The sequence below is a fragment of the Streptomyces sp. NPDC058964 genome, assembly GCF_042741275.1.
Lineage (GTDB): Bacteria > Actinomycetota > Actinomycetes > Streptomycetales > Streptomycetaceae > Streptomyces.
The window spans coordinates 1-6,121 of the sequence record NZ_JBHYKH010000528.1 but is presented as its reverse complement, the minus strand read 5'-3'; the positions used below and the strand labels follow the sequence as shown (position 1 = coordinate 6,121).

At 71.2% G+C, this 6,121-nt stretch carries 3 protein-coding genes and 1 pseudogene; all 4 read left to right on the top strand.

The window, feature by feature from the left end:
* Positions 1-287: 287 nt before the first annotated feature.
* On the top strand, positions 288-1,337 hold the full coding sequence (locus ACFW2E_RS39245) for a LacI family DNA-binding transcriptional regulator (protein WP_384474568.1): 1,050 nt from the start codon (positions 288-290) through the stop codon (positions 1,335-1,337).
* Positions 1,338-1,467: 130 nt separating this feature from the next.
* A complete protein-coding gene (locus tag ACFW2E_RS39240) occupies positions 1,468-2,319 on the top strand; it encodes a phosphotransferase enzyme family protein (protein WP_384474571.1) in 852 nt (283 codons plus the stop codon).
* A 685-nt stretch (positions 2,320-3,004) separates the two neighbouring features.
* Positions 3,005-5,389 carry an SCO7613 C-terminal domain-containing membrane protein gene (locus ACFW2E_RS39235; protein ID WP_384474565.1) on the top strand — a complete coding sequence of 795 codons (2,385 nt, stop codon included), beginning with the start codon at positions 3,005-3,007 and terminating at the stop codon, positions 5,387-5,389.
* A gap of 137 nt (positions 5,390-5,526) precedes the next feature.
* Positions 5,527-6,030: pseudogene (locus ACFW2E_RS39230) on the top strand (transposase family protein); the annotation flags it as partial.
* Between the last annotated feature and the right edge of the window lie 91 nt (positions 6,031-6,121).

The window sequence follows — 6,121 nt, the reverse complement described above, 5'->3', positions numbered from 1 at the left end:
CGAGCCCGACACCTACCTGCTCGTCGCACCCGCCGCGGCCGCCGCGCCGTAAGCCGTCGGCGTGGGGGCGCGCCGCCCCCCCCGCTGGCGGCCCCCCTCGACGATGGGGTCGTGGGGGGCCGGTCCGTCGAGGCCGACGCAGAGAACGGCAGGATCCTCTCGTCGTCGGAGCACCCGGGTCGCCCTGCCCGAACAGGACTGGCACCGGGCCGAATTCAACTGCCAATGCCGGCGGTCGACGGACAACGTGTCCAGCGCCCGAGAAACTGCGCGCATCGGAGAAGGTGTTGACGGAACGGTCGAACGGACATCGCCCCACACTTGAGGACGTAGCGCGCCGGGCAGGGGTGTCGAAGTCTACGGTGTCCCGTGTGATCAACGGCGAGCCCAGAGTGCGGGCTGCGCTCGCTGAACGCATCCGACAGGCCGTGGCCGAACTCGGCTACGTACCCAACCAAGCCGCCCGAAGCCTGGTCACCCGCCGCAATAACGCCGTCGCCGTCGTGGTCACCGAACCGCAGAACCGGCTCTTCGTGGACCCGTACTTCGACTGCCACCTGCGAGGCATCCGGCACGAACTCTTCCAGCAAGGAGCGCAGCCGGTGCTTCTGTTCATCGAGGAGCCGGACGACTATCCGCGCGTCGGAAACTTCCTGGGCGGCGGCCACGTTGATGGCGCCCTGCTGTTCTCGCTGCGCACCGACGACCCGTTGCCCGCCATGGTCGAGCACATCGGCCTACCCGCCGTCTTCGGCGGTCGCCCGGCCATCGGTTCCGGCCACCGCAGTCACAGCCACACCTACGTCGATGCCGACAACCGCGGCGGAGCCAGAGAAGCCGTCCGGCACCTCGTATCACTGGGATGCCGACGCATCGGGACCATCACTGGCCCACTCAACCAAGCGTCTGCGATCGACCGCCTCGATGGCTACCGGGACGTACTCCTCGACGCCCCACCCACACTCATCGCCGAGGGCGACTTCACGATGCAGGGCGGCGCCGACGCCATGGCCGTGCTCCTCGACCGGTGCCCCGACCTGGATGCGGTCTTCGTCGCCTCGGACCTCATGGCTTCCGGTGCCCTGCGCGTACTACGCGAACGCGGGCGCCGCGTACCCGAGGACGTGGCGGTGGTCGGCTTCGACGACCTCGCGACCATCGCCCCGGCGACGGAGCCACTGCTGACTACCGTGCACCAGGACATCGAGGACATGGGGCGCCTGATGGCACGGCTGCTGTTCAAGCGGACATCGGACGAGCCTGCGTCGCGAGACGGCGGTCCTCCGCCGTCCACTGTGGTCACCCCGACACGTCTGGTCGTGCGGAAGTCCGCCTGAGGGAACTGCCCTACCGCGGCTACTATCGGAAAGGCGCGCCCTTGGGCTCTCTATCGACAACTTGGTGCGGTGCGCAGGTTGCACCGCTTGGGGAGTTATGGCAGCGCTCAAGGGAGAGGGGCCGGCGACGATGCAGGCGTCAGAGGTCCCGAGTGCGCTGGCCGCGGCCATGTCGACCGCGTCATCACTTGGCCTGACGGTCGACGACGCGATCGTTCTTCATGACTCGAACAAGCTCACTCTGCGTCTGCTCCCTTGTGACGTCCTGGCCCGGGTGGCACCTGTAGCGCATCAGGTCGCACGGTTCGAAGTGGAGCTTGCTCGGCGGCTCGCCGAATCCGGGTGCCCTGTGGCTGCTCTCGAACCTCGAGTGGAGCCACGCGTCTATGAGCGTGACGGCTTCGTGGTCACGCTATGGACCTACTACGAACCCGTGACACCTCGAGAGGTCTCACCAGGCGACTACGCCCACGCGCTTGAGCGGCTGCATGCCGGCATGCGCGAGCTCGATGTCCCGACCCCGCACTTCACGGATCGAGTCGAGCAGGCTCAACAACTCGTGGCGAACCGCGACCGCACTCCAGCGCTCGCCGACGCGGACCGGGAGCTGCTCGGCGACGTGTTACGAAGCCTGAGACGACTGATCGGCGAGCGCGGCGGCGCCGAGCAGCTGCTGCACGGCGAGCCGCACCCGGGCAATCTGCTCACCACGAAGAACGGGTTGCTGTTCATCGACCTTGAGACGTGTTGCCGTGGGCCTGTCGAATTCGACCTCGCCCACGCCCCCGAAGAAGTCAGCGAGCACTATCCGGGTGTCGATCAAGACTTGCTGCGCGAGTGCCGGGTCCTCGTACTGGCGATGATCGCAACGTGGCGCTGGGATCGAGGCGACCAACTCCCGAACGGGCGCCAGCTGGGCACAGAGTGGCTCAGCCAGATCCGAGCAGCACTCGGTCGTAGCGGCTTTGATACCCATGGCTGATCCGGACCTTCGAGGCCGTAGTCAGCCGCGCAACAGCTGCGGGGTGTGGATCACGGACGCCGATGCCCTCACGGAGTGGCGCCGCAGCGCGAGCACCGCGCGGCGCAAGAGCGCACGCAACCCGAGTGGTACCAGAGCTACACGCTGCACGTGGCGAAAGTAGCGCGGAGCCACGGGTTCATGGGTGCGTAGCTCCCCGCAGAGCCCCACCGGCCCGGCCAGAACGGGCTGCCAGCCGGCCCGTTCGGCTTGGGCACGGGGGGCGAGCAGAAGAACCGCATGCCCGGCGTCAGACGGATGTTCTGGTGTTCAGTCAGGAGCCGGTCCGTGCCGTCGGGGACGTCGATCGCCGGCCGCATCCGGGGTTCCGAGGAACCGGAGGTGCGGCGGCTCATGGCCGTCACCCTGCCCGGGAGATCATCCGCCAGGCGCCGCCGCGCTGGTCCAGGGCGTCGGCGATCCCGTCGGCTGCGTGCGTGATGGCCGCTGCGTCAAGCCGACCGCGCAACGGCCTGTCCCCGATGTGTCCGCCCCGCCTCTTGTGCGGCCTCGGCTGAGGAAGCGGTGGTGCGTCCAGTGCTTGCGCCGACGCTACCCGCCCGGCGAGGCCCTCTCCCGGGACCTGAGTACGTTCTGAGTAGGTGCGCTCATGCAGTACGACCTGGCGCGGCCCACACTCCGAACCATGACACATGTTCTGCCACCGGCCGAGGAGCTGCGGCTCATCGACGCCGAGTTGTGGCAACTGGACGCTCGACGCCTCCAGTTGCTGGCGCGCCGCGCCTGGTTGATCGGCCGTCTGCCCTCGCTGCCGCAGCCCAGTCCGGTGCCGCCCGCGGCCACGCCCGCGCTGCACCGCCCGGAGGCCACCGCGCCGCGCGTGCAGAATGTGCTGTTGCTCCTGGGCGGCATGCTGCTGACCATCGCGGCGATCGCGTTCACGCTGGTCAGCTGGGGACACCTGGGAATCGCCGGACGCTCGCTGGTGCTGGGTGCGGTCACGGTGGCCGCCCTGACCGCTCCGCTGCCGCTGCTGGGACGAGGCCTGCGCTCGACGGCCGAGGCGGTGGCGGGACTCGCGCTGGTGCTCACGGTGCTCGACGCCTACGCGCTGCACGCGGTCGCCCTCACCGGCGTGGACACCACGGCGTACGCGGCTGGATCGTCGGCGGTGCTGGCGGCCGTGTGGACGGGTTACGGGCTGTTGCCGCGCACGGGGGCGCTCCGGCTGCCGCTTCCGGCCGCGCTGACCGCGGCGCAGCTGCCGCTGCTGCTGGGGGCGGTGGCGGCCGACGCGGGGCAGTACGGGATCACCGGCGCGCTGCTCGTGACGGCCGCGTGCGACACGGCGGTAGCCCTGCGCGCTGCGACCAGGCTGGTGCGGATCACCGCCACGGTCGGCGCGTACGCCATGGGAGTGTGGGGCGCGCTGGGTGCGGCCCGGCTGGCGTGGACGGCCGGCGGTCCGGGCGCTGGAACCCTTGCGGCCGCGCTGCTGCTGTTCGCGGCCGGTGTCGCGCTGGCCGCGGCACGGCGGGATCGTGCCGCGGGGCACGCTGTCGGGCTGTCCCTCGCGGTCGGTCTGCTTGCCGTCACCGCGCTCGGCGGCATCGTCCGTCCGGCGCTGCCGGCCACCTGGCTGGTTCCCGCTCATCTCGCCTTCGGGATCGCGCTACTGACGGCGGTACGGGTCGGTCGGCTGCCGGAGCCGGTGCGGCGCGGCCTCGCCCTCGCCTCCGCCGCCGTGCAGGGTCTGGCGGTCCTGTGGGCGCTGCCCCTGCTCGCCCTGACGTTGCTGGGGCCGACCGGCTGGGCGACGCGGGTGTGGTCGGGGGCACCGGGCGGTGCCCGGGAAGCCGTATCGGTGGGCGCGCCGTGGCTGCCGCACCTGCAGACTGCGCCGCTGGTCCTGGCCGCCGTCGCCGCCGTCCTCGCGCTCGCGGTCCGCGCTACGACGTGGCGGCCCAGGGCGCTGATGGGCGTGCTGGTGCTCGGGTGGTCCGCGCTCATGGTCGTCCCGGTGGTGCTGGGCGTGCCCTACCCGGCGGCTCTCGTGGTGGAGGTGCTGGCGACGGCGGGCCTGCTCGCGGTGGCGACGCGGTCCCGGCTGACGGAGAGCACGGGCCCGCTCCCGGCGTTGGTGCTCGCCCTCGTCACGTCCGTCTCGCTCGCGTTCCTCTCGCTGCCGACGCGGTTCGCGACCGTGGGGGTGCTCACCGCCCTGACGGCGCTCTTCGCGGCGGGGTCCCTCAAGCAGCGCCTTGCCACGGTCACGGTCCCGGCCGCGTTGGGGTACGGCGCCGCTCTGGCCTGCGCGGTGGGCGCCGCGGCGGGCTGGGTGCCGCAGCACACCGCGCTGCTCGTGGTCGTGGTCCCGGCCGTGGCGGCGCTGTCCGCCGCACGGGCCGCCGACGCGCGGACGACCGTGGTGGCCGAGGTGACGGGTGCGGTCGCCGGTCTCCTGGCGATCGGGTTGGCGGTCAGCGATCCGGCGATGCTCTCCCTGCTGCTGTCCCTGTCCGCGGTAATCACCGCCGGGACGGCCGTGCGCGCCGACCGCCGCCCGGCGGCCCATGCGGCCACCGCGCTGTTCGCTCTGGCCTCCTGGGTGCGCCTCGCGGCCTGGGACGTCACGGCACCGGAGGCGTACACGGTGCCGGTGTCCGCCGCGGCGCTCGTGATGGGCGCGATGCGAAGGCGCCGGGATCCGCAGGCGTCGTCGTGGGTGGCGTACGGCCCCGGTCTAGCCACCACGCTCGTGCCGAGCCTCGCGGCCGCCTGGACCGAGATGTACGCCCTCCGCCCGTGGCTGCTGGGCGCGGCGGCACTGCTGGTCACCCTGGTGGGTGCCCGACACCGGATGCAGGCGCCGCTGCTGCTGGGTGGCGGGGTGCTCGTGCTGAACGCACTGCACGAGTTGACCCCCTACCTGGTGCAGGTCGCCGACGCCCTTCCCCGCTGGGTGCCTCCCGCACTCGCCGGACTACTGCTGCTCGCCGTCGGTGCGACGTACGAACGACGGCTGCGGGACGTGCGGCGGGTGCGGGAGGTGCTGGGCCGGATGACCTAGACAGCTTCTGTCCGATCACCGGCGATCCGCACGTTCTGGGGCCGGGCGGCTCGCCCCCGGTACGTCACTTGGCGCCCGGCTCAGACCGGGGTGCGGGTCACCGGAATCCACAGTCGCGCCTCGGACTGTGCCGGTTCGAACAGGCCATCACAACAGCGGCAGCAAAGGCATTCGTGGTCCTGGAACGGCACGCTGCCGCCGATCGGCCGCATGGCCGCGGACCGTCCTTTCCACTCACCGCAAGCACAAGAAACACGGCATGAAGGTGCGGGTCTCCCCCGGCCGATTCGGCCGCCTGCTGAGGGCTTCGCCCGCACTGCCCGGCTCCGTCCACGACATCAAGGCCGCGCGCACCCACGACATCACCGCCGCCCTGGTCCGGGCCGGCAGTGGCTGCCGGGCGGACAAGGCCTATCAAGGAGCCAGCGGCACCGTCCCTTTCCCTGCCGAGGCTGCTGGGACAAACTCCCGGCAGGCAGCGCGCTGTCAACGCCTTCCACGCCATGATCCGCACGCCCGGCGAGCAGGCCGTGGCCACCCGCAAGCCCTGGCGGCTTCTGCGCGAGCTCCGGTGCAGCACCACGCGGACCACCGGAATCGTCCAAGCCGTCACGGCGCTCAACCTCGCCGCAAACGCCTGAGGTTGGAAAATGCGCACCATGGCGAATCACCCGGGCTTCGGCGTGCTCCTGACCCGACTTCTGAATCACCGACGGATGGATGTCACATGGC